The organism is Pseudomonas sp. TE3552 (assembly GCF_056278945.1).
In genome coordinates this window covers 3,116,353-3,139,270 of record NZ_JBWBQJ010000001.1, presented here as the reverse complement: position 1 = coordinate 3,139,270, position 22,918 = coordinate 3,116,353, and the positions used below count along the sequence as shown (strand labels likewise).

Sequence of the window (22,918 nt, the reverse complement as noted above, 5' to 3'; positions counted from 1 at the left end):
TAGGGGTCACCACTAGGAGAGGAGGCGCCATGCCAACTATTACTCTTCCCGACGGCAGTCAACGTTCATTCGATCACCCGGTTTCCGTAGCCGAGGTCGCCGCATCCATCGGTGCCGGTCTGGCCAAGGCCACCGTGGCCGGCAAGGTCAATGGCAAACTGGTCGACGCCAGCGACATCATCGACAGCGATTCCTCGCTGCAAATCATTACGCCAAAGGATGAAGAGGGGCTGGAGATCATTCGCCACTCTTGCGCCCACCTGGTTGGCCACGCGGTCAAGCAGCTGTACCCGACGGCCAAGATGGTCATCGGCCCGGTCATCGATGAAGGTTTCTATTACGACATCGCCTTCGAGCGTCCTTTCACGCCGGACGACCTGGCTGCCATCGAACAGCGCATGCAGCAGCTGATCGAGAAAGATTACGACGTGATCAAGAAAGTCACTCCGCGCGCCGAAGTGATCGAAGTGTTCAAGGCCCGCGGCGAAGACTACAAGCTGCGCCTGGTCGAGGACATGCCGAACGAGCAGGCCATGGGCCTGTACTATCACGAAGAATACGTCGACATGTGCCGCGGTCCGCACGTGCCGAACACGCGCTTCCTGAAATCCTTCAAGCTGACCAAGCTGTCCGGTGCCTACTGGCGTGGCGATGCCAAGAACGAGCAATTGCAGCGCGTCTACGGCACCGCATGGGCGGACAAGAAGCAATTGGCGGCTTACATCCAGCGCATCGAAGAAGCCGAGAAGCGCGATCACCGCAAGATCGGCAAGCGTCTGGGCCTGTTCCACACCCAGGAAGAGTCGCCGGGCATGGTGTTCTGGCACCCGAACGGCTGGACTCTGTACCAGGTGCTCGAGCAGTACATGCGCAAGGTTCAGCGCGACAACGGTTACCTGGAAATCAAGACGCCTCAAGTCGTTGACCGCAGTCTGTGGGAGAAATCCGGGCACTGGGCCAACTACGCCGACAACATGTTTACCACCCAGTCGGAAAATCGCGACTACGCCATCAAGCCGATGAACTGCCCTTGCCACGTGCAGGTGTTCAACCAAGGCCTGAAAAGCTACCGCGAGCTGCCGATGCGTCTGGCCGAGTTCGGTGCCTGCCACCGTAACGAGCCATCGGGTGCGCTGCACGGCATCATGCGCGTTCGTGCCTTCACTCAGGACGATGCTCACATCTTCTGCACCGAAGAGCAGATGCAGGCCGAATCCGCAGCGTTCATCAAGCTGACCATGGACGTCTATGCCGACTTCGGCTTTAAAGACGTCGAGATGAAGCTGTCCACTCGTCCGGAAAAACGCGTTGGTTCTGACGAGTTGTGGGATCGCGCCGAAGCGGCATTGGCTGCAGCCCTTGATAATGCGGGCCTGCCATATGAGTTGCAGCCGGGCGAGGGTGCGTTCTACGGTCCGAAGATCGAGTTCTCGCTGAAAGATTGCCTCGGCCGCGTCTGGCAGTGTGGTACCCTTCAGCTCGATTTTAACCTGCCTGTCCGTCTGGGAGCCGAATACGTCTCCGAAGACAACAGTCGCAAGCACCCGGTGATGTTGCACCGGGCGATCTTGGGCTCCTTCGAACGTTTCGTCGGGATCCTGATCGAGCACTACGAGGGTGCATTCCCCGCGTGGCTGGCTCCGACCCAGGCAGTGATTATGAATATCACTGATAAACAAGCCGATTTTGCCGCCGAGGTTGAAAAAACCCTCAACGAAAGCGGATTTCGTGCCAAGTCTGACTTGAGAAATGAAAAGATCGGCTTTAAAATCCGCGAGCATACTTTGCTCAAGGTTCCCTATCTCTTGGTTATCGGAGATCGGGAAGTCGAGATGCAGACTGTCGCTGTGCGTACTCGTGAAGGTGCTGACCTGGGCTCGATGCCCGTCGCCCAGTTCGCTGAGTTTCTCGCGCAAGCGGTTTCCCGGCGTGGTCGCCCAGATTCGGAGTAATTATTATTAAGCGTGAAATGAGACAAGATAAACGAGCTGCACCGAAAGCCCCGATCAACGAGAATATCTCGGCACGCGAGGTTCGGTTAATTGGGGCTGAAGGCGAGCAGCTTGGGATTGTGTCAATTGAAGACGCGCTTCTTAAGGCTGAAGAAGCCAAGCTCGATTTGGTGGAAATTTCCGCCGATGCAGTACCTCCTGTTTGCAAGCTGATGGACTACGGCAAATCGATCTTCGAGAAGAAGAAGCAGATTGCCGCGGCCAAGAAAAACCAGAAGCAGATTCAGGTTAAAGAAATCAAGTTTCGTCCAGGGACGGAGGAAGGGGATTACCAGGTAAAACTGCGCAACCTGGTACGTTTCCTGAGTGACGGGGACAGGGCCAAGGTATCCTTGCGATTCCGCGGCCGTGAGATGGCCCACCAGGAGCTGGGGATGGAACTCCTCAAGCGAGTTGAAGGTGACTTGCTCGAGTACGGTTCGGTCGAACAGCATCCTAAGATGGAAGGACGCCAGCTGATCATGGTCATCGCCCCGAAAAAGAAGAAGTAATCAACAGGGCACGGCAGGCCTTCTGATTATGTTTATCAACTGAATGCGGAGTATCCGAACATGCCAAAGATGAAAACGAAAAGTGGTGCTGCTAAGCGGTTTTTGAAAACTGCTAACGGTATCAAGCACAAGCACGCTTTCAAGAGCCACATCCTGACTAAAATGTCGACCAAGCGTAAGCGTCAACTGCGCGGTAGCAGCTTGCTGCATCCGTCTGACGTGGCAAAAGTCGAGCGCATGCTGCGCCTTCGTTAATTTTAGTCAAGAATAGAGGAAGTAACTCATGGCTCGTGTAAAGCGTGGCGTCATTGCCCGTAAACGTCACAAAAAAATTCTGAAACTTGCTAAAGGCTACTACGGCGCTCGCTCGCGCGTATTCCGTGTTGCCAAGCAAGCGGTAATCAAGGCAGGCCAATACGCCTACCGTGACCGTCGTCAGAAAAAACGTCAGTTCCGCGCTCTGTGGATCGCTCGTATCAACGCTGGTGCACGTATCAACGGTCTGTCCTACAGCCGTTTCATCGCCGGCCTGAAAAAAGCGTCCATCGAGATCGACCGTAAGGTTCTGGCTGATCTGGCAGTGAACGAAAAAGCGGCGTTTGCTGCGATTGTCGAGAAAGCTAAAGCCACCTTGGCTTAAGTACCCCCGACAGTCACCCGGCCTCACCTCTGTGGGGTCAGGTGTTAAACGTCATAAATAGGGGAAGAGCCTTCAAGCTCTTCCCCTATTTTGTATCTGGAGTCTGTACATGGAAAACCTGGATGCGCTCGTCTCTCAAGCACTAGAGGCTGTGCAAAGCGCTGAAGATATCAATGCCCTGGAGCAAATCCGGGTTCACTACCTTGGCAAAAAGGGCGAATTGACTCAGGTGATGAAGACCCTGGGGAATTTGCCGGCAGAAGAGCGTCCGCAAGTCGGCGCGCTGATCAACGTTGCCAAGGAGCGTGTCACAGAGGTTCTCAATGCGCGCAAGGCACTGTTTGAAGAGGCCGACCTGGCCGCCAAACTGTCCGCCGAGTCCATTGACGTGACCCTGCCTGGCCGTGGCCAGACCTCGGGTGGTCTGCATCCGGTTACTCGCACTCTGGAACGTATCGAGCAGTTCTTCACCCACATCGGCTACGGCATCGCCGAAGGCCCTGAGGTCGAAGACGACTACCACAACTTCGAAGCGCTCAACATCCCAGGCCATCACCCGGCCCGGTCGATGCATGACACCTTCTATTTCAATGCCAACATGTTGCTGCGCACCCATACCTCCCCGGTACAGGTCCGCACCATGGAATCGAAACAGCCGCCGATCCGCATCGTCTGCCCAGGCCGTGTGTACCGCAGCGACTCCGATATCACTCACTCCCCGATGTTCCACCAGGTCGAAGGCCTGCTGGTCGACCGCGATATCAACTTCGCCGACTTGAAAGGGACCATCGAAGAGTTCCTGCGCGTGTTCTTCGAAAAAGAACTGGCGGTGCGTTTCCGCCCTTCGTACTTCCCGTTCACCGAGCCATCCGCCGAAGTCGACATGGAATGCGTGATGTGCAGCGGTAAAGGCTGCCGTGTCTGCAAGCAGACTGGCTGGCTGGAAGTGATGGGCTGCGGCATGGTTCACCCGAACGTGCTGCGCATGTCCGGGATCGACCCGGAAGAGTTTTCGGGCTTTGCCTTCGGCATGGGCGTTGAGCGTCTGGCCATGCTGCGTTACGGCGTGAACGACTTGCGTCTGTTCTTCGACAACGACTTGCGGTTCCTCGCGCAATTTCGCTAGTCGTAACGAATTCTTAGGAGAGCAGGATGAAATTCAGTGAACAATGGCTGCGTGGCTGGGTAAGCCCGCAGGTAAGTCGCGACGAGCTGGTTGCCCGTCTGTCGATGGCCGGTCTTGAGGTCGATAGCGTTACGCCGGCCGCCGGCGTATTCAGTGGCGTGATCGTGGGCGAGGTGCTGAGCACCGAGCAACACCCGGACGCCGACAAGCTGCGTGTTTGCCAGGTCAGCAATGGCTCGGAAACTTTCCAGGTCGTGTGCGGTGCGCCAAACGTGCGCCCGGGCCTGAAGATCCCGTTCGCCATGATCGGTGCCGAACTGCCAGGCGACTTCAAGATCAAGAAGGCCAAGCTACGTGGCGTTGAATCCAACGGCATGCTGTGTTCCCAGGCTGAGCTGCAGATTGGCGAAGGCAACGATGGCCTGATGGAATTGCCGGCCGATGCGCCGGTCGGTCAGGACATTCGTGAGTACCTGAGCCTGGACGACGCCAGCATCGAGGTCGACCTGACCCCGAACCGCGGCGACTGCCTGTCCCTGGCCGGTCTGGCTCGCGAAGTCGGCGCGCTTTACGCTGCCAACGTCGTACGCCCGACGATTGCCAGCGTTCCAGCGGTGCACGATGAAGTGCGTTCGATTGAAGTGCTGGCGCCGGCCGCGTGCCCGCGCTACCTGGGTCGCGTGATCCGTAACGTCGACCTGTCCAAGCCTACACCGCTGTGGATGGTCGAGCGCCTGCGTCGTGCCGACGTGCGCAGCATCGACGCAGCCGTCGACATCACCAACTACGTGATGCTGGAACTGGGTCAGCCGCTGCACGCCTTCGATCTCGCCGAAATCAATGGCGGCATCCGCGTGCGCATGGCCGAAGAAGGCGAGAAGCTGGTGCTGCTCGACGGTCAGGAAGTCAGCCTGCGTAGCGATACGTTGGTGATCGCTGACCACGCTCGCGCGCTGGCCATCGCTGGCGTCATGGGTGGCGAGCACAGCGGTGTGTCCGCGACCACTCGCGATGTATTCCTCGAAAGCGCATTCTTCGACCAGATTGCCGTCGCTGGCAAGGCTCGTTCCTACGGCCTGCACACCGACGCCTCGCACCGCTACGAGCGTGGCGTGGACTGGAAGCTGGCCCGTGAAGCCATGGAGCGCGCCACTGGCCTGCTGCTGGAAATCACCGGTGGCGAAGCCGGCCCGATCGTCGAAACCGTCAGCGAGCAACACCTGCCGTCGATCGCGCCGATCACCCTGCGTGCCCAGCGCATCACCCAGATGCTGGGCATGGAAATGGATTCGGCCGAAGTCGAGCGTCTGCTCAGCGCCTTGGGCCTGACCATTACTGCCGATGGGGCAGGGCAGTGGCGCGTTGAAGTGCCAAGCTTCCGTTTTGATATCAGCCTGGAAGTCGACTTGATCGAAGAACTGGCCCGTCTGTACGGTTACAACCGTCTGCCGGTGCGCTACCCGCAAGCCCGTCTGGCGCCGCAAGCCAAGGCTGAAGCGCGTAGCGATCTGCCTGAGTTGCGTCGTCTGCTGGTGGCCCGTGGTTACCAGGAAGCGATTACTTACAGCTTCATCGATCCGAAACAATTCGAGTTGTTTAATCCTGGTGTCGAGCCGCTGCTGTTGGCCAACCCGATTTCCAACGACATGGCTGCCATGCGTTCGTCCCTGTGGCCCGGTCTGGTCAAGGCGCTTCAGCACAACCTGAATCGCCAACAGGATCGCGTCCGCCTGTTCGAAAGCGGCCTGCGTTTCGTCGGTCAGCTGGAAGGCCTGAAGCAAGAGCCAATGTTGGCCGGTGTGGTATGCGGTAGCCGCCTGCCGGAAGGCTGGGCACAAGGTCGCGATGTCGTGGACTTCTTCGACGTCAAAGCCGATGTGGAAGCGGTACTGGGCTTCGCCGGTGCACTGGATTCGTTCACTTTCGTGCCGGGCAAACACCCAGCATTGCACCCGGGTCAAACCGCGCGCATCGAACGTGAAGGCCGTTTGGTAGGTTTCGTTGGCGCGATCCACCCTGAATTGTCGAAAACTCTCGGTCTCGACCGTCCGGTCTTCGTATTCGAGCTGGTTCTGGCCGAAGTGGCTGCGGGTAAAATGCCGAAATTCCAGGAGTTATCGCGCTTTCCTGAAGTGCGTCGTGACCTTGCGCTGCTGGCGGACAAAGACGTCGCGGCCAGTGCCGTACTGGACGTAATCCGTGAAAATGCAGGCGAATGGCTGACGGACCTCAGGCTATTTGACGTGTATCAGGGTAAAGGCATTGATCCGCATAGAAAAAGCCTTGCAGTTGGCTTGACCTGGCAGCATCCATCGCGCACTCTTAATGACGATGAGGTGAATACCACGACGCAAAACATCCTCACCTCGCTCGAACAAAGGTTGAACGCCACGTTAAGGAAGTGACGTATGGGGGCTTTGACGAAAGCTGAGATGGCGGAACGTCTGTACGAAGAGCTGGGCCTGAACAAGCGGGAGGCCAAGGAATTGGTCGAACTGTTTTTTGAAGAAATCAGGCACGCTCTTGAAGACAACGAACAAGTCAAATTGTCCGGTTTCGGCAATTTCGACCTTCGGGACAAACGCCAGCGGCCTGGCCGCAATCCGAAAACGGGAGAAGAAATCCCGATCACGGCTCGCCGTGTGGTCACCTTTCGTCCAGGGCAGAAGTTGAAGGCCCGAGTTGAGGCTTATGCTGGAACCAAGTCATAACGACGAGCTACCCGTCATCCCGGGCAAACGCTACTTCACCATTGGTGAAGTCAGCGAGCTGTGTGCGGTAAAACCGCACGTGCTGCGCTACTGGGAGCAGGAGTTTCCTCAACTCAACCCCGTCAAACGCCGCGGAAACCGCCGGTATTATCAGCGCCAGGACGTGCTGATGATCCGGCAGATCCGCGCACTTCTTTACGATCAGGGGTTCACCATCGGCGGCGCACGCTTGCGTTTGTCCGGCGATGAAGCCAAAGACGACACCACCCAATACAAACAAATGATCCGCCAGATGATCGCCGAGCTGGAAGATGTTCTGGTGGTTCTCAAGAAATAAATTCCTGCTTTTAAATACTTCCAGTTTTCAAAAGCTTGCGATATATTCTTGAGCGTTCCTCGAGATGAGGGGCAGATTCAACGCCTAGTCGGGGCGTAGCGCAGTCCGGTAGCGCACTAGCATGGGGTGCTAGGGGTCGAGTGTTCGAATCACTCCGTCCCGACCATATAATTCAAGGGGTTGCGAGATTTTATCTCGCGACCCTTTTTTATTTTCAAGCGTTTTTACCCCTACAAAACGACTGGCTCTGGGTGGAATCTTCGGCTGTGATACCAAGGTCGGAAATTGTCCCGTGGGCTTTAGCCTCCGCTTGATAAGTGAGTTGACGACGGTTATTAGGTCCATCCCTGTCACACGTTACCGGCACTCTGCCATGTGGATCTCCTAGTGAAAGGTCCGCCTGGCGTCAGTCGCGAGGCTCTGCAAAGCATCAAAGCTCGCCCGAGGCCCTATGCAAAAAGCCTCATTCTATAACTTATAGAATGAGGCTTTTTTGCATGCTGAGCGTGACGAGTTCAGATAGGTTGCAGCAGCATTGCAACCCGGGAGCCTGATTGCGTCGTGCTTTCGTAACGCTGGCCGGCCTTCACCGTTGCGTTTATATGCTCAGATTTATTTATGCTGCGACTAGGGTCGCGCATGTCATAGAGGATATCGACTTTTGCGGTCCCATCAGCCTTCAGATCTCTGACAACACAACTGATCATATAGCCTGAAACAAGATTGCCGCCGGAATGCCTTCCGTTTGAGTCGAAGACGACGTGACCTTCTGTAGAATTGCAGCCCCAAGAGAACCCATCGATATTGATTTGTAGGGCAATCGTTTTAGAGAAAGGATCGGCCAAGTCAACATCGGCCTCATAGATGACTTTGCCATTATGAGTCATGGTTTCATGGCTCATCACTGGAATGTGTGGAAAGGAGTCGGTAGCAGTTGGCTGCGCAGCGGACGCGCGGTTGTCGTCAGAAAGACCAAGGTGAAGAGTTTGTTTGCAACGCGAGAACGCATACTGAAAATCCTTGTAGTGGAGCTTTTGTATCGTCCCAGGCAAGGTACTCTTTAGTTCATGCGTGATCGCCAGCAGCCCAGCAGTAGCGATACCGATAAGGGAGTGGCGAAGTCACAAAAAAGCCCGAATCCTTATCGAATTCCGGATTTTCCAGCTGATCACGGATTAGTCAACAATCCTTAAGTGACCAGCATTGCGGCCGCCCGCTAGGTTTTTTCGTTTCTGGCGGGCAACAAAAAGCCCGGACTTTGCCGGGCTTCATTGGAAAGTCACTCAACGCGATTAGAGCTTCCTCACTTGCTCCGTGCGCTTGAGAGAGGATCTACTCTTTCGCCTTTGAACCAAACTCCAGAAGGCGTGTACGGGATGGAGAAGGGCCGCAAGCACGCAAAGCAGCATGATGATGAAGAGTGAAATCAGCGGGATGCTTTCGTGCGAGAACATGGTGGGTTACTCCTGTAGTCACTATGTCGGAACCCGCAGACTAGACGCATAGAACAATGTTTTCGATGAACGTATGTTCATCCTCGGGTGCGTCAATTGTGCTATGGCGAGATTCGCCAAACTGGTCGATTTCACATCAGGGTCGAGGCGGCGAGGCCGGCTAAGTAGACGCTGTTAGCCCAGGATGATTGTGTAACTTGTTGATACAAATATGAATCTGTATCATTTAGTTTCATATCAAGGGTGCGAGGGAGTGCATTGCCCACATAAAAATAAGGTCAAGGTAATGCTCAAAATGCTACTCGTGTATGGTCATCTGATTGCCACCTGTATTGCTCTGGGGAGGGTGTTACAGGCGGATCAAAAGCTATGGAGCTGGCGCAAGGATGTGTTGAGTGAGATGCAACGTGAGTATCTCGACGAGACCCAAAAAATCGTCACGCTCGCGCTATTGGCTCTTTGGGGAAGTGGCTTGCTGTTGGTGTTACAGGGTTACCTCTATGAGGGGAGCGCGTATCTGCTCAATCAAAAGCTCTGGGCCAAGGTGAGTATTGTCGCGCTGCTTAGCCTCAATGGCGCTTTGCTGCATCGGATCGGGTTCCCGCTGCTGCAGAAGGCCCCCTTTGTCTTGTTACGCAACTCCGGCCGCACTCGCCTCGCTCTCTTGGGGGCTCTCTCTATGAGCGGCTGGTTATTTGCCGCTTTCCTGGGGGTAGCTCGAGCGTGGAATCACGTACTGCCTTACTTGCATGTGATGGGGGCTTTTGCCGTGTTCTCGTTGGTTGCCTGTGTAGTGGCGCTGATAGTCGCCAATGCAGCGGGCGCCAGGGGAGATGAGTGGTCACGTACAGGCAGCAAGTGAAGCCTGGTGCTGCCCTTGCGGTCTTGCGAGGTGATGCGAGTTCAAACTGCTCTGAATAAGTGAACAATGTGCCGCCGCTAAGGCGGCACAGGTGGATCAAGAGGTTGAATACTCGATATACAGCCTTTCGAGCGCCTCTTGGTACTTATCTCCCTTTAACGTTTTTTTCAGCACTGCCAGGGCTTCGAGCGCTGAAGCCGCAGCCAGCGCCTCGTTTTCTCCCCGGTAGGCGGCGCGCAGCCTGGCTGCTGCAATTATCGATTCTTCAGTCGTTGGCATGTTATTGCCCTCGAAGGATTGAACCTCACTGATAGTCGCAACCCTCAACGATTTCAAGTCCAGGGTGAGAGCTTCACCGAAAGGCCTTGGCCTGTTCAATGAAGGCGACTCTCGATCAGCTTTGCACCGCACCCACCCCACCCATTGCCACCGATTTATTCCGCACGCTCTTATACAACACGCTGGACACCATGAATCCAAGAATGGCCAACAGGCTCATCAAGCTGAAGACATAGTTGTAGCCTTGCTGACCAGGGACATGGTCGAGGATTGCGCCGTAGATGACGTAAGCGAACATGCCCGGTGCGTAGCCGATCAGGCAGCCGATACCGAAGGCTGAACCGGTGATGTGTTGAGGGATGCCGACTTCGCCCATGGGCGCCCAGAATACGCCGCGCATGGAAAACACGATCAACGCGAAGGACAGCGTGGCGGCCATGCCTGCGTAGATAAAGCTCGGGCTTTTCGGGATCAGCAGGATGACGCCCATCAGCGGCAGCAAGGCCAGGAATGCCCATTTCAAATAGCGGCTGGTGCTCTTGAACTGCTTGTCGGCAATGAAGCCACCGGCGGGGCCACCGAGGATTTTGAGGAAGTACTGATTGATGATGCCGTAGGCGCCCACCAGTGCCACGGGCAGCCCGTACATTTCCTTGAGATAGGGAATGAAATAGGTCAGGCCGCAGTAGACGATGTAGACCATGAACACGTTGAGGCTGACCAGCCAGATACCCGGTACCTTGATGGCTTCGAGCAGGTTCGCCAAACCGTTCTTCGGCTTGGCAATCGACTGTGCGCTGCCGCCCTTGAGCAGGAACCAGGTCAGGGTTCCGGCCAGAATGTCGATGACCGAGTAGAAGAGGATGGCCGATTTCAGACCGGTTTCACCGGAGCCCATGGCGACGAAAACGCCCAGTGCCGAAAAAGCCACAAGCGTGTCAATGACGCCACGTCCACCTTCCAGCAGTCCGAACAACCGACCCTGTTCCTGATCGTCACCCAGGTTGCGGATGGCTTTGAGCAGCGAGGGCCAGAAGATGCAATCGGCGCAGACAGCCAGCAGGCTGAACACGATCAGCAGATTGCTGAAGGGCGGAAAGGTCGCCAGATACAACCCCAGGCCACCGGTACCGATCAGGCCGATGGGGATCAGTTTGCGCGTGTCGTACCGATCGGCGAGCAAGCCGCCGACGACAAACAGTGCGGTGGCGATGATGGCGTTGGCGCTCAGCAGCAGGCCGATTTCAGTGTGGCTCAAACCCATGAATTCTTGCATGGGCACATAGAAGGCGTCCTTGAGGTTCGCCAGTTTGTAGATGGTTCCGCCACCGAGGATGAGAATCAGGAATCTGAGCCATTTGGCCTTGTCACGAGTTGTCATTATTGTTCTCCAGGCGTAATCGAGTAGTAACGTCAGGTTCAGGCGTTTTCGCGGTTGTCGAGGGTCAACTCGGCCAGGGTTCGGAACTCGGCCAGCAGGCTTCGTACATAGGCGACCTGGTTGTTTGCCCAACGGTGTTCGTCGGCGAGCATTCGTTCGAGCGAGTAGCCGTCCGGGAGTGGTGTGTCACTCATTTCCCGGTACGCAATGAATGGATCGGCAGCTTCAAAGGTCTGGCGGAACGCCGGGGCGACGTAGTGATTTTCCTGCTCAAGAATGAACGCGATCACTTGCGGGGTTGAGTCGCCGAGCATCAACAGTTCGAACAGCATGCGGGCGCTTGGCAGGTCGTCATCGTCGCTACCCTGCAGCACGCCGTAATGGCCGAAGCCGTTTTGTTCGGGGACGATGCGCACACCCTTGAGGTGGGTCTGGCGTATGTGCGGCGCCAGGGTGCGCAGCGCGGGTAACGGCTGCTCGCAGGCATTGATCATGTTGCCGAAGTCGAACAAGGCATGTAGCCGTGGGTGGTTCAGCCGGTTCAGGAGTTGCGCGATCTCGGCGCTCTTGAGTTCCTCATGCTGCTCGAAGTCGAAGAACAGATCGTGTTCATCTGCCTGCTGCGCGAGGTAATGCAGGTCTGACTCGATCACGTCCATGACTCGGGACAGCGTCCCCTCGTAGCGTGAGTAAACGCGGATGTTGCGAACCCCAAGCGCCTTGGCGATAGCGATCACCTGATCGACGTCTTTTTTCAGCGTGCTGCTGATTTCCAGATGCACATCCAGCCCGAGCGCATTGGCCTTGTCGGCAAACGCTTGCAACTGCGCGGGCGTCATTTGGCTCAGGCTGTTTTCCTCGCCGTCGAGCAAGTGCAGGCTCAAGCCCTGCAGCTCGTGGCGATAGGCGAAATCCAGCAGATCAGCAGGCGTGACACGGCCATGGGTGAGGTTGGTCAGCAAGGGATAGGCGTGGGCAAACAAGCGCATCTGCCCAAGCCGGTCGAGCAGTCGGCGGGCCAGCGCTTCAGTCAGTAGGGGAGGTGTTCCGTCCTGGGCAGCCTTGTGGCTGAGCAAGGCATTGAATCGCTCTTGGATCTTATTGTTCATTCGAGTCGTTCCTGGTCAGACGCCGGGTCTACCGGCGCAGCCTTTATCGCGCCAGTCAGGAACTCTCGATAGATCCATTATCAGTTAAATCATAAGACCACTTGCCTTGCTCAAGTGGCCTGCAGGTACCCCATTTTGCTCAAGGCCCGGGCCAGTGCTTCGACGCGCTCCTGCGCCTGGCTCTCAGGTGTACCGGCGAAACCGATGAGCAGCGCAGGTGGCAGGACGTGCTCGAGGCAGTAATCGCTCAGGGCATAGGTGTGGATGTTGTGCCGGGCCAGTTCCCTGGCGATGGCATCGTCATCAAGCGTGGGTGGCAGCCAGGCGATCAGGTGCATGCCGGCTTCCACCGGGGTGATGTTGAAGAAGCCGCCCAGCTGTTGCTGAAGCTGCTCGACCAATGCTTGCTGGCGAGCCTGGTACAGCACCCGCATGCGGCGAATATGGCCGAGGAAGTGGCCTTCGCGCATGAAGTCCGCCGTCGTCGCCTGGAGCAGCGTGGGCGGGCTGCGATCCATGACCGCGCGCAGGGTGCAGAAGGGTTCGACCAGGGCTTGCGGCAGTATTGCGTAGCCCAGTCTTAGCGAAGGGAAGAGGACTTTGCTGAAAGTGCCGACGTAGATCACTCGAGCCATCCGGTCCATGGCGTAGAGCGCGGGGAGGAGGCGGCCGCTGTAGCGAAATTCACTGTCGCAATCGTCCTCGATGATCCAGCTCTGTTGGCGCGCAGCCCAGTCGATGAGGGCCTGGCGCCGCGCATAACTCATGGTGACGCCCAAGGGATGCTGGCGAGAAGGGGTGGTAAACACCAGGCGGGCGTCAGGGCACTCGGCCAGGCCCTGCAGAATATCGATCCCTTGTTCATCGATCCGCAACGGCACCACTTTGGCCCCCTGTGCCTGCAACGCGATACGCGCCGCGATGTGTCCCGGGTCTTCCATCCATGCGCTGTCCTGCGGATTGAGCAGCAACATACCCAGCAGGTTAAAGGCTTGCTGCGCCCCTGAAACGATGACCACCTGCTCGGCACTGCAATCGATGCCACGGGCATCAAACACATAGTCGGCAATCGCCGTGCGCAAGGCCTGTAACCCTTGCAGTTCGCCATAGCCAAGCATGGCCTTGGTCGGCTTGAGCAGGTGGCGGTTCATCAAGCGCCGCCATACCGCCAGCGGGAACGCGTCGTAGGTACTGTGGCTGGGCAGGAATGAGGTGGGGGTCGCAGGGTCCCAATCGGTATAGGAAACCCCGCGAAAGTGACTGCTGCGCAACGACAGCATGGACTGGCTCAGGTCGGACAGGCGAGGCGGCTGGCGCTGCTGCTCTTCGTCGGCAATCCCGCGACTCTCCCACTCATCGCCGACATAGGTGCCCGCACCGGTGCGCGAGGCCAGGAAGCCTTCGGCAATCAGCTGATCGAATGCATTGAGAATGGTGATCCGCGACAGCGCCAGTTCTTTGCTCAGGGTTCGCGTCGACGGCAGGCGCACGCCTCCTTGCATTTTTCCGCTGAGAATCTGTTTGCGAATCTGCAAATAGAGTTGGCGGTACAGGGGGATGGCGCTGGCGCGGTCCAGCTCGATAGCCGACAGCAGCAAACCTGCAGGGGATTTCATTACATGCTCGTCTGGAGGGAGGTGGTTTGACCTGGAACACCATCAGGTACCGGCAGGGTATCGAGAGGTACTGGATAAGTCATCCACCGCAGGCGTTGATGCAGCGCACTCTGTCATGAAATGAAAAGCCATTGTCGTCTGATGAGAAGCGACTCGCCAGACGGCGTCCTACAGTCCAATCAGCGCAATTCGACGCAGCACGCCCAACTGAGACTGGAGAATAAGAAAAAATGGCCAAAGCCGTACGCTTCTACGAAACCGGTGGTCCCGAAGTCCTTCGTTATGAAGAGGTCGAAGTCGGCGATCCCGGTCCAGGCCAGGTTCGTCTTCGTCATGTGGCGGTGGGCCTTAACTATGCCGACACCTACTTTCGCAATGGCACTTACCCGATCCCGATGCCCAACGGCATGGGGGTTGAAGCGTCCGGTGTGGTCCAGGCCATCGGCGAAGGGGTGACCAACGTACAAGTCGGCGATCGCGTCACCTACACCGGTTTTCTCAATACCCTGGGTGCCTACAGCACCGAGCGTCTGATCCCGGCCGCGCCGCTGATCAAGCTGCCGGAGACCATCAGTTTCGAGACCGCCGCGGCCATGACCATGCGCGGCCTGACATCGTCTTACCTGATGCGACGCATTTATGATTTCAAGGCCGGCGACAGCATTCTGTTGCACGCCGCTGCCGGTGGCGTAGGCCTGATCGTTTCGCAGTGGGCCAAGCTGCTTGGCCTGACCGTCATTGGCACCGTGTCCACCGAGGTCAAGGGCGAAATCGCTCGTGCCCATGGCTGCGACCATGTCATCAACTACAGCCATGAGGATGTTGCCCTGCGTGTTCGCGAGCTGACGGATGGCGTGGGGGTCAACGTGGTGTTCGACAGTGTCGGCAAGAACACTTTCATGGGCTCTCTGGATTCGCTCAAGCGCCGCGGCCTGATGGTGTGTGTCGGCACGGCCTCCGGTCCGATCCCGGCTTTCGATCCGGTACTGCTGGCGATGAAAGGCTCACTGTTCTTGACCCGTCCGGCCCTGGCCGATTACATCGCCGACCCGGCGGAAAAGGCCGCGTTGGCCGGCGAATTGTTCGACCATGTCGGCAGCGGTCGGATCAAGATCGAGATCAACCAGCACTATGCATTGCAGGATGCCGTCCAGGCCCATCGCGACCTGGAATCACGCAAAACCACAGGCTCATCGATTTTCGTCATTTAAGGGAGTCGTCTGCCATGAAAGTCGAACAATTGACTTGCAGCATTGGCGCGGAGCTGGTGGGCGTCAACCTCGCCGACGCCGTCCATGACGACGGTCTTTTTGCCGAGATTCGTGCTCAGTTGCTCAAGCATCGGGTGGTGTTCCTGCGTGATCAGGACATCACACGCGACGAGCATGTGGCATTCGCCCGACGGTTTGGCGAACTGGAGGATCATCCGGTGGCCGGCAGTGATCCGGATCATCCAGGGCTGGTGCGCATCTACAAGAATCCGGACCAGCCGATGGACCGCTACGAAAACGCCTGGCACACCGACGCGACCTGGCGCGAGGCGCCGCCGATGGGCTGCGTGCTGCGCTGCGTGGAGTGCCCACCGGTAGGCGGCGATACCATGTGGGCCAACATGGTCGAGGCCTATACGCGCTTGCCCGAAGACGTGAAGGTGAAGGTCGCCGACCTGCGGGCCCGCCACAGCATCGAAGCGAGTTTCGGTGCCGCCATGCCGATCGAAAAGCGTCTGGCGCTCAAGGCGATGTACCCGGATGCCGAGCACCCGGTGGTGCGCACCCACCCGGAAACCGGAGAGAAGGTGCTGTTCGTCAACGCCTTCACGACGCACTTGAGCAACTACCACACCCCCGAGCGGGTGCGCTTCGGCCAGGACGCCAACCCGGGCGCAGGTGAGCTGCTGCGTTACCTGATCAGCCAGGCCTACATCCCCGAGTATCAGGTGCGCTGGCGCTGGAAACCCAACAGCATCGCCATCTGGGACAACCGCAGTACCCAGCACTATGCCGTCATGGATTACCCGCCGTGCCATCGCAAGATGGAGCGTGCCGGGATCATCGGCGACAAGACTTACTGATCGACCGCAACTGCATTCGCACTCGTAAACACGCCGGCCCGGCACGATCCCGGGTGGGCGGAACAATCATAAGAACAGGAGTAACTCATGCAATTCTTCGACGATTCCCTGCACCCGGAAAACATGGAAAAAGTGGTGATCACCGTGGCCCCGTATGGCCCCGAGTGGATGCCGGAAGACTTCCCCGAAGACATCCCGCTGACCATGGACGAGCAGGTGCAGAAAGCGGTTGATTGTTATGAGGCGGGTGCAACGGTATTGCACCTGCACGTGCGTGAATTGGACGGCAAGGGTTCCAAGCGTCTGTCCAAGTTCAATGAGTTGATCGCCGGTGTGCGTGAAGCCGTGCCGGACATGATCATCCAGGTCGGTGGTTCGATTTCTTTTGCACCGGAAAGCGATGGCGAAGCCGCCAAGTGGCTGTCTGACGATACCCGGCACATGTTGGCCGAGCTGACACCAAAACCGGATCAGGTCACGGTGGCGATCAACACCACCCAGATGAACATCATGGAGCTGCTGTATCCGCAATACCTGGAAGGCACGTCCCTGGCCAATCCTGCCTATCAGGCGGCCTACAGCGAGATGACCGTACCGGCCGGCCCGGCCTGGGTCGCCGAGCACCTCAAGCGTCTGATGGACAACGGCATCCAGCCGCACTTCCAGCTGACTGGCATGCATGCCATGGAAACCCTTGAGCGCCTGGTGCGCAAGGGTGTCTACAAGGGCCCGTTGAACCTGACCTGGATCGGTATCGGCGGCGGTTTTGATGGCCCCAATCCGTTCAACTTCTTCAACTTCGTCCACCGCGCGCCAGACGGTTGCACCCTGACCTCCGAGTCGCTGCTCAAGAACGTCATGCCGTTCAACACCATGTCGATGGCCATGGGTATGCACCCGCGTGTGGGCAATGAAGACACTATCATTGATCACAAGGGCGATCGTTTCGGCTCAGTTGCGCAGATCAAGCAAACCGTGCGCATCGCCCATGAGCTGGGTCGCGAAATCGCCACGGGTAAAGAAGCCCGCGAGATCTACCGCATCGGCGTGCAGTACCAAAGTATCGAAGAAACCCTGTTGGCCAATGGCATGGCCCCCAACCGCAAGGCTGGGCAAAAAGGTGTGCCACAACGCGGCTGATCGGCAGACGAAGCGGGGGGCAATGGCCTCCCGCTCGCTGCACTGCAACACGCTTGATAACAACAATAAAACGAAGCTTTGAGGAGGCTGCATGGCCTTTCACCCAATCGCCGCAGACGATGATGACTGCAGTGGCGTCGGCGTTGCGCGCAAGTATGCCTGGATCGTCTTTGCACTGACGTTCGGCCTGTTGATTTCCGATTACATGTCGCGTCAGGTGCTGAACGCGGTGTTCCCGATGCTCAAGGGCGAATGGGCCTTGAGCGACGGTCAGCTCGGCCTGCTCAGTGGCATTGTCGCCTTGATGGTGGGGTTGCTGACATTTCCCCTGTCATTGCTGGCGGATCGCTTCGGCCGGGTCAAGAGCCTGGCGCTGATGGCTTTGCTGTGGAGCCTGGCGACGTTGGGCTGCGCATTGGCGCAGGACTACCAGCAGATGTTCATTGCACGGTTCATGGTCGGCGTCGGCGAAGCGGCGTACGGCAGCGTCGGCATCGCGGTGGTGATTTCGGTGTTTCCCAAACACCTGCGTGCAACCCTGGCCAGTGCCTTCATGGCGGGCGGCATGTTCGGTTCGGTATTGGGGATGGCGCTGGGCGGTGCAATCGCCGCCAAGCTTGGCTGGCGCTGGTCGTTTGCCGGCATGGCGTTGTTTGGCCTGTTGCTGGCAGTGCTTTACCCGATCATCGTCAAGGAAGCGCGCATCGCGCCGCAACGTGCCTCCCTGGCGGCAAACAAGGCGGCTGCTGCGGTCAAGCGTCCGTTGCGTACGCTGTTTTCCAGCCGCTCGGTGATCGCTGCCTACATCGGCAGTGGCTTGCAACTGTTCGTTGGCGGCACCGTGATTGTGTGGATGCCCAGTTACCTCAATCGTTATTACCACATGGCCACGGACAAGGCGGGCGGCGTCGCGGCGATCATCGTGCTGTGCAGCGGTGCGGGGATGATCCTGTGCGGCATGCTCAGCGATCGACTGTGTCGCCATTCGCCGGAGCGCAAAGTCGCTTTGGCCATCGCTTATTGCCTGGGCAGTTGTCTGCTGTTGTCGGCGGCGTTCGCTTTACCGGCAGGGCCTGTGCAATTGGTGCTGATTTGCCTGGGGATGTTGATTGCCGCCGGCACGACCGGCCCTTGCGGCGCCATGGTTGCCAACCTGACCCATTACTCGGTCCATGGCACGGCCTTCGCCACGCTGACCCTGGCCAACAACATGCTGGGGTTGGCGCCTGGGCCGTTCATCACCGGCCGGGTGTCCGACCTCATCGGCTTGCAGGCGGCTTTTCAAATGGTGCCACTGGTCAGCATCGCGGCAGCGGCCGTGTTCTTTTATGCCAAGTGTCATTACCACAAGGACATCGCCCGGCTTCGAGGCGAGCACGTCCACGATTCGATTAGCAAAGCGGTGTTAGAGGTGAAGGTGTGAGTGGTCGTTTACGTATTGATGTGTTTTTCGATTTCATCTGCCCGTGGTGCCTGATTGGCAAGCGTCAACTGGAGCGCGCGCAAGACCTGCTGCGTGTCCAGCAACCCGGCGTGGAAATCACCACGGTGTGGCACGGGGTGCAATTGCTGCCGCAGCTGCCGGCACAGGGTGAACCCTTCGCCGAGTTTTATCGCAAGCGTCTGGGCAGCCCTGAAGTCGTGGCGATGCGTCAGGCCCAGGTGCAGCAGGCTGCGATGGACGTCGGGCTGGCCATCGACTTGAGCCGCATCACGACGATGCCCAACACCGCGGACGCCCATCGTCTGTTGGAGCGTGTCAGCGTGTTGGGCGATGTTGCGCTGCGTGATGACTTGCTTGAGCGTTTGTTCGCGGCGTATTTCCAGAACGGCGAGGACCTGGGTTGTCGTGAGACCTTGGTCGCCATTGCCCGGTTGTGCGGCGTTGAAGCGGACACCGTGTCTGACTGCTTGCTGGGCGACGCCAGTCCCTATGATGGATTCCCCGGGGCCACCAACGGCGTGCCCAGTTTTCGGTTCGACAATCGCCTGACGGTGGTAGGCGCGCAGCCTGCCGAAGCGCTGCTTGACGCCATGTGCGAAGCCTTGCTCAAAAGTACTCATGAGCGGCAACCAGCATGAGTCTTCGTATTCCCGTGCCTGCCGGAAAACTCCCGCAGGCGGATGCTCGTGCGCTGTTCGAATTCGATGGCAAAAGCCTGGCGTTATTCAACGTTGAAGGTGACCTGTTCGCCATCGACGATAGTTGCCCGCACCAGGGCGCCTCGCTGTGTGGCGGGCGCCTTGAGGGGCGGGTGATTCAGTGCTGCGCCCATGGCCTGCGCTTCGATCTGCGCAGCGGTTACTTGCTCAATTCAACCCGGCTCAAAGTCGCCAACTATCCGGTCGAGATCATCGACGGCCAGGCATTTATCGTCATCGTTCCCGAGGAGTCCGCGCCATGAGCGCCATCGCTCTTACCCGTATCCATAGCCGAACGCGAGAATTGGCGCCAGGTTTTGTCGTCAGTCTGATCGTGGCGGCGGCCGCGTCCTTTTTGTCCGAGCATTACGGTGCACCGGTGATGCTGTTTGCCTTGCTGTTGGGCATGGCGCTGAACTTCCTGGCCGGTGACGGCGCCTGCAAGGCTGGCATCGAGTTCACCGCACGCACGGTGTTGCGCATTGGCGTGGCGTTGCTGGGCATGCGCATCACGCTCGAACAGATTGCCGCGCTGGGCTGGAAGCCTGTGGCGCTGGTGGTGATTCTGGTGGTGGTGACGATCGGCGTCTCGGTGATCGCGGCCAAGGCGCTGGGATTCCAGCGTTTGTTCGGCATGCTCACCGGCGGGGCCACCGCGATTTGTGGTGCGTCGGCGGCGTTGGCGCTGGCGGCGGCATTGCCGAACCATCCCCAGAAAGAACGCGCGACGTTATTCACGGTGATCGGGGTGTCGGCGCTGTCGACCCTGGCGATGATCGTGTACCCGATGATTGCCAACTGGCTGTCGTTGTCGCCGCAAGTGGCGGGCGTGTTCCTCGGCGCCACCATCCACGATGTGGCCCAGGTGGTCGGCGCCGGTTACAGCATGTCGACCGAGACTGGCGATACAGCCACGGTGATCAAGCTGATGCGGGTTGCCATGCTGCTGCCAGTGATCGTCTGCGCCGCGATGATTACCCGCATGCAGGGCGCCGACCCGGCCGGCAAACGGCCGCCGCTGCTGCCATGGTTTGCCGTCGGGTTTCTGATGCTGGCCTGTATCAACAGCACCGGCTGGGTAACCCCGGTGGTGCAGGGATCGGTCAATGAATTGTCGCGCTGGTGCCTGGTGGTTTCCATCAGCGCCCTGGGCATGAAAACCCAACTCAAGGAGCTGGCGGCGGTGGGCATCAAGCCGATCCTGCTGATGGTGGGGGAGACGGTATTCCTTGTCGTGCTGGTGCTGCTGTTGCTGCGCTGGGGAATGTAGGCACACAAAACAGTGGCGAGGGAGCTTGCTCCCTCGCCACAGGACTCCTCGGCCGGTGTCCATAAACACCGGTTCTTTTGCGGCGACTGTACCAGCAGTCGCCGCTTTTTTTTGGTTCATCACGGATTGCCGGGAAAGTCGTTCTTAATCGTCAAGCACACACCGGCCCGCGAGCCTTGTACCGACATAGAACTTGGCATGTTTTCCAGGGTATCTGTGCCGCCATGAAAGTAGTTGCGAGCCTTTTCAGATTGTGCTTTAAAAGATGGCCGCGAGCCGAAGGGTTCGTGGTGTGCTCCTGGACGGTGCGCTGGTCGAGTGAGGCGCAATGTCTCCAGGTCTTTTTGCAAAAACTAAAAGGATTTTAGATATGACGTCTCTTCAAGACATAAAACCTGAGCAGATCGATGCCCTCAACCAGCAATCACAGGCTGCCTTTGATGCACAAATCAAACGCCTACGAGAGCTTTCCAATGCGAAGCCGGCGCTAGAAGAGGTCCTCCATCAGAACGTGGGCCCGCAATCATTGTGTGGATGCGGGGAGCCGCAGAACATTTGCGGCTACTTCAACTTCGAAGGTAGCGGCGACGGTAGTTACTCTCATACCGAAACCATCCAGATTAGTGCGTCACCCGCCAAGATCGGCCCAAATGCTCCTCAGCAAGGAGCCGCAGTGCGCTTTATCGGCCAGGCGACAGGTACGGGGACCGATATCAATCTTTCCGGTATCTACCTACAAGGCAAGGTGCCTAATGCTGGGAATCTCATCGGCATCTCGTTGTTGCTGCAATTGTCGATTAGTCCAGGTTCGCTCACCCTGCAGCTTTATGAAGGGCAGCGCCTGCTGGCCGTACTGGTCCATCCATCGCAATATGGCGGGAGCATTGGCGGTGAGTTCTCCGGTAGTGGGACCGGCTATTTCCAGCTGGCGTGATGTAGTCGACCAGGAGTAATCAGCCCGACGCCGGGTAAGAAAGCCCTAGCCTCAAACGCTAGGGTTTTTTTTGGGGTTCTTTCCCGATAGTCCGTGAAGAGCCTTTTTTTTGCATGCCCTGCGTCTGTTGCGTTCGATTTAGGGTTCGCTGGAGCCGGGCAGGGTGGTCAGGCCCGGGGGGCTTTGACGGTGTGTTTTTGTGCGCGCCACGCGGCGGGCGGCATGCCGAACTGGGTGATGAACCAGCGGGTGAAAGAACTCGCCATGGAGTAGCCGAGCATGTCGGCGATTCGGCCCAACGAGTAATTCGGGTTTTCCAGGTAGCGCAGCACCAGATCGCGGCGCACGTCATTGATCAAGTCATTGAAGGCGCAACCGTCGTCTTTCAGGCGACGCTGCAGGGTTCGAACGTTCATGCCCTGGGTCTGGGCGATCTGCTCGATGGTGGCGCGTCCCATCGGCAGCAGCAGGTAAATGGCTTTGCGCACCTCGAACAGCATCGAGGGACCTTCGTGGCTGAGCAGTGAGTCGAGGTAACTCTGGGCGTAGCGCGCCATGGCCGGGTCGGCATGGGGGTTGGTCAAGTCGAGGCTGGCATCGGAACAGACAATGCCATTGAACTCGCTGCCGAATTCCAGCGTGCAGCCGAACAGGCGGCGATGCAGTTGCAGGTTGTCGGGAGGCTGGTGCGTGAAGTTCACACTGTAGGGATGCCAGTGTGAGCCAAGCAGGGCGGCGCACAAGCGGAACATCACCCCGATGGCCAGTTCGGTGGCTTGCCGGCTGGGCATGGGCGATTCAGTGACCACCTCTTCGCGAATGATCACCATCTTGCCGGCCTCTTCAATGAAGATGGCCAACGAATCGTTCATCAGATGACGGTAATGCACCACGACCTGCAAGGCATCTCGCAGCGTTCGCTGATGGCTGAGCAGCAGACTGACCACACCGAAGTCCGAGAGCTGACGCGATTCGGCCATGCTCAGGCCGAAGCTCTGGCAGCCACTGGCGGCGGCCGAATCTTCCAGCAGGCGCACGGCGGCATCAATGGGGATGCGGTGTTCGGGCGCTTGCAGCAGCGCTTTGCTCAGGCCGACGCCGGCCAGTGCATCACGCGGGTTGAACCCCAGGTACTGGGTGACCTCCAGGTAGTTGGTCAAGACGGCGGCGCGAACAAGCTTGGGCATGCGAAGGTCTTTCCTGGGCCGGTTGCGATTCGAATGAGCGTGGCGACTATATCCAGCACATCAGCAATTGAACAGTTGTGACGTTGTCGAGGGCGCTCGCCCAATGCTGTCCACAAGCACCTGCGTTGTCGTCGAGCAATCGACGCTCACCCA

Annotated in this window: 23 protein-coding genes and 1 tRNA gene; 18 read left to right on the top strand and 6 right to left on the bottom strand. The window is 58.1% G+C overall.

Annotated elements, in window-relative coordinates:
- The first annotated feature begins 29 nt into the window (after positions 1-29).
- The 9 genes from thrS to ACZ9BB_RS13905 all read left to right on the top strand — a co-directional run bounded on the left by thrS (position 30) and on the right by ACZ9BB_RS13905 (position 7,483).
- Positions 30-1,952, top strand: a complete 1,923-nt coding sequence (gene thrS, locus ACZ9BB_RS13945; protein WP_476214283.1) for a threonine--tRNA ligase — start codon at positions 30-32, stop codon at positions 1,950-1,952.
- The gene (gene infC / locus ACZ9BB_RS13940) at positions 1,952-2,503 is read left to right on the top strand and encodes a translation initiation factor IF-3 (RefSeq protein ID WP_172435341.1); all 552 of its coding nucleotides are present in this window, start codon (positions 1,952-1,954) and stop codon (positions 2,501-2,503) included. The genes thrS and infC overlap by 1 nt, the downstream gene beginning before the upstream one ends.
- Before the next feature lie 60 nt (positions 2,504-2,563).
- Positions 2,564-2,758 carry a 50S ribosomal protein L35 gene (gene rpmI, locus ACZ9BB_RS13935; protein WP_002553160.1) on the top strand — a complete coding sequence of 65 codons (195 nt, stop codon included), beginning with the start codon at positions 2,564-2,566 and terminating at the stop codon, positions 2,756-2,758.
- Positions 2,759-2,786: 28 nt separating this feature from the next.
- Complete coding sequence (gene rplT, locus ACZ9BB_RS13930) at positions 2,787-3,143, top strand: 50S ribosomal protein L20 (protein ID WP_007905879.1); 357 nt, start codon at positions 2,787-2,789, stop codon at positions 3,141-3,143.
- Between the two features lie 109 nt (positions 3,144-3,252).
- Positions 3,253-4,269, top strand: coding sequence for a phenylalanine--tRNA ligase subunit alpha (pheS, locus tag ACZ9BB_RS13925; protein ID WP_007905876.1), 1,017 nt, complete (start codon positions 3,253-3,255; stop codon positions 4,267-4,269).
- 26 nt (positions 4,270-4,295) lie between these two features.
- Positions 4,296-6,674: a phenylalanine--tRNA ligase subunit beta gene (gene pheT / locus ACZ9BB_RS13920; RefSeq protein ID WP_476214282.1), complete on the top strand. Its 2,379-nt coding sequence runs from the start codon at positions 4,296-4,298 to the stop codon at positions 6,672-6,674.
- Between the two features lie 3 nt (positions 6,675-6,677).
- Positions 6,678-6,980, top strand: coding sequence for an integration host factor subunit alpha (gene ihfA / locus ACZ9BB_RS13915; protein ID WP_002553164.1), 303 nt, complete (start codon positions 6,678-6,680; stop codon positions 6,978-6,980).
- Complete coding sequence (locus ACZ9BB_RS13910; protein ID WP_003179985.1) at positions 6,961-7,317, top strand: MerR family transcriptional regulator; 357 nt, start codon at positions 6,961-6,963, stop codon at positions 7,315-7,317. Before ihfA ends, ACZ9BB_RS13910 begins: the two co-directional genes overlap by 20 nt.
- Positions 7,318-7,406: 89 nt before the next feature.
- Positions 7,407-7,483: transfer RNA gene (locus ACZ9BB_RS13905), tRNA-Pro, on the top strand.
- Positions 7,484-7,832: 349 nt separating this feature from the next.
- On the opposite strand, the gene ACZ9BB_RS13900 is transcribed toward ACZ9BB_RS13905, so the two are convergent.
- Positions 7,833-8,369: a hypothetical protein gene (locus ACZ9BB_RS13900; protein ID WP_476214281.1), complete on the bottom strand. Its 537-nt coding sequence runs from the start codon at positions 8,367-8,369 to the stop codon at positions 7,833-7,835.
- Between the two features lie 688 nt (positions 8,370-9,057).
- On the opposite strand from ACZ9BB_RS13900, the gene ACZ9BB_RS13895 reads away from it, so the two are divergent.
- Entirely contained in the window at positions 9,058-9,633 is a 576-nt protein-coding gene (locus ACZ9BB_RS13895; RefSeq protein ID WP_476214280.1) for a hypothetical protein, read from the top strand.
- A 96-nt stretch (positions 9,634-9,729) separates the two neighbouring features.
- Here ACZ9BB_RS13895 and ACZ9BB_RS13890 read toward each other — a convergent pair whose 3' ends face one another.
- The 4 genes from ACZ9BB_RS13890 to pdxR all read right to left on the bottom strand — a co-directional run bounded on the left by ACZ9BB_RS13890 (position 9,730) and on the right by pdxR (position 14,018).
- On the bottom strand, positions 9,730-9,912 hold the full coding sequence (locus tag ACZ9BB_RS13890; protein WP_007897082.1) for a hypothetical protein: 183 nt from the start codon (positions 9,910-9,912) through the stop codon (positions 9,730-9,732).
- Between the two features lie 115 nt (positions 9,913-10,027).
- On the bottom strand, positions 10,028-11,293 hold the full coding sequence (locus tag ACZ9BB_RS13885) for an MFS transporter (RefSeq protein ID WP_476214279.1): 1,266 nt from the start codon (positions 11,291-11,293) through the stop codon (positions 10,028-10,030).
- 38 nt (positions 11,294-11,331) lie between these two features.
- Positions 11,332-12,402 (bottom strand): sugar phosphate isomerase/epimerase family protein, encoded by a 1,071-nt coding sequence (locus ACZ9BB_RS13880; protein WP_476214278.1) that lies wholly within the window; start codon positions 12,400-12,402, stop codon positions 11,332-11,334.
- Positions 12,403-12,512: 110 nt separating this feature from the next.
- Positions 12,513-14,018, bottom strand: coding sequence for a MocR-like pyridoxine biosynthesis transcription factor PdxR (pdxR, locus tag ACZ9BB_RS13875; protein WP_476214277.1), 1,506 nt, complete (start codon positions 14,016-14,018; stop codon positions 12,513-12,515).
- A 230-nt stretch (positions 14,019-14,248) separates the two neighbouring features.
- On the opposite strand from pdxR, the gene ACZ9BB_RS13870 reads away from it, so the two are divergent.
- The 8 genes from ACZ9BB_RS13870 to ACZ9BB_RS13835 all read left to right on the top strand — a co-directional run bounded on the left by ACZ9BB_RS13870 (position 14,249) and on the right by ACZ9BB_RS13835 (position 21,578).
- A complete protein-coding gene (locus ACZ9BB_RS13870; RefSeq protein ID WP_476214276.1) occupies positions 14,249-15,229 on the top strand; it encodes a quinone oxidoreductase family protein in 981 nt (326 codons plus the stop codon).
- A 14-nt stretch (positions 15,230-15,243) separates the two neighbouring features.
- Positions 15,244-16,092 carry a TauD/TfdA dioxygenase family protein gene (locus tag ACZ9BB_RS13865; protein WP_476214275.1) on the top strand — a complete coding sequence of 283 codons (849 nt, stop codon included), beginning with the start codon at positions 15,244-15,246 and terminating at the stop codon, positions 16,090-16,092.
- An 87-nt stretch (positions 16,093-16,179) separates the two neighbouring features.
- The gene (locus ACZ9BB_RS13860) at positions 16,180-17,232 is read left to right on the top strand and encodes a beta-keto acid cleavage family enzyme (protein WP_476214274.1); all 1,053 of its coding nucleotides are present in this window, start codon (positions 16,180-16,182) and stop codon (positions 17,230-17,232) included.
- Positions 17,233-17,323: 91 nt separating this feature from the next.
- Positions 17,324-18,655 carry an MFS transporter gene (locus ACZ9BB_RS13855; RefSeq protein WP_476214273.1) on the top strand — a complete coding sequence of 444 codons (1,332 nt, stop codon included), beginning with the start codon at positions 17,324-17,326 and terminating at the stop codon, positions 18,653-18,655.
- Positions 18,652-19,314 (top strand): DsbA family oxidoreductase, encoded by a 663-nt coding sequence (locus ACZ9BB_RS13850; protein ID WP_476214272.1) that lies wholly within the window; start codon positions 18,652-18,654, stop codon positions 19,312-19,314. Before ACZ9BB_RS13855 ends, ACZ9BB_RS13850 begins: the two co-directional genes overlap by 4 nt.
- Positions 19,311-19,637: a Rieske (2Fe-2S) protein gene (locus ACZ9BB_RS13845; protein WP_476214271.1), complete on the top strand. Its 327-nt coding sequence runs from the start codon at positions 19,311-19,313 to the stop codon at positions 19,635-19,637. Before ACZ9BB_RS13850 ends, ACZ9BB_RS13845 begins: the two co-directional genes overlap by 4 nt.
- Positions 19,634-20,644 (top strand): YeiH family protein, encoded by a 1,011-nt coding sequence (locus ACZ9BB_RS13840; RefSeq protein ID WP_476214270.1) that lies wholly within the window; start codon positions 19,634-19,636, stop codon positions 20,642-20,644. Before ACZ9BB_RS13845 ends, ACZ9BB_RS13840 begins: the two co-directional genes overlap by 4 nt.
- Before the next feature lie 370 nt (positions 20,645-21,014).
- Positions 21,015-21,578 carry a hypothetical protein gene (locus ACZ9BB_RS13835; protein WP_476214269.1) on the top strand — a complete coding sequence of 188 codons (564 nt, stop codon included), beginning with the start codon at positions 21,015-21,017 and terminating at the stop codon, positions 21,576-21,578.
- 167 nt (positions 21,579-21,745) lie between these two features.
- On the opposite strand, the gene ACZ9BB_RS13830 is transcribed toward ACZ9BB_RS13835, so the two are convergent.
- Entirely contained in the window at positions 21,746-22,765 is a 1,020-nt protein-coding gene (locus tag ACZ9BB_RS13830) for an AraC family transcriptional regulator (protein ID WP_476214268.1), read from the bottom strand.
- Positions 22,766-22,918: the final 153 nt, after the last annotated feature.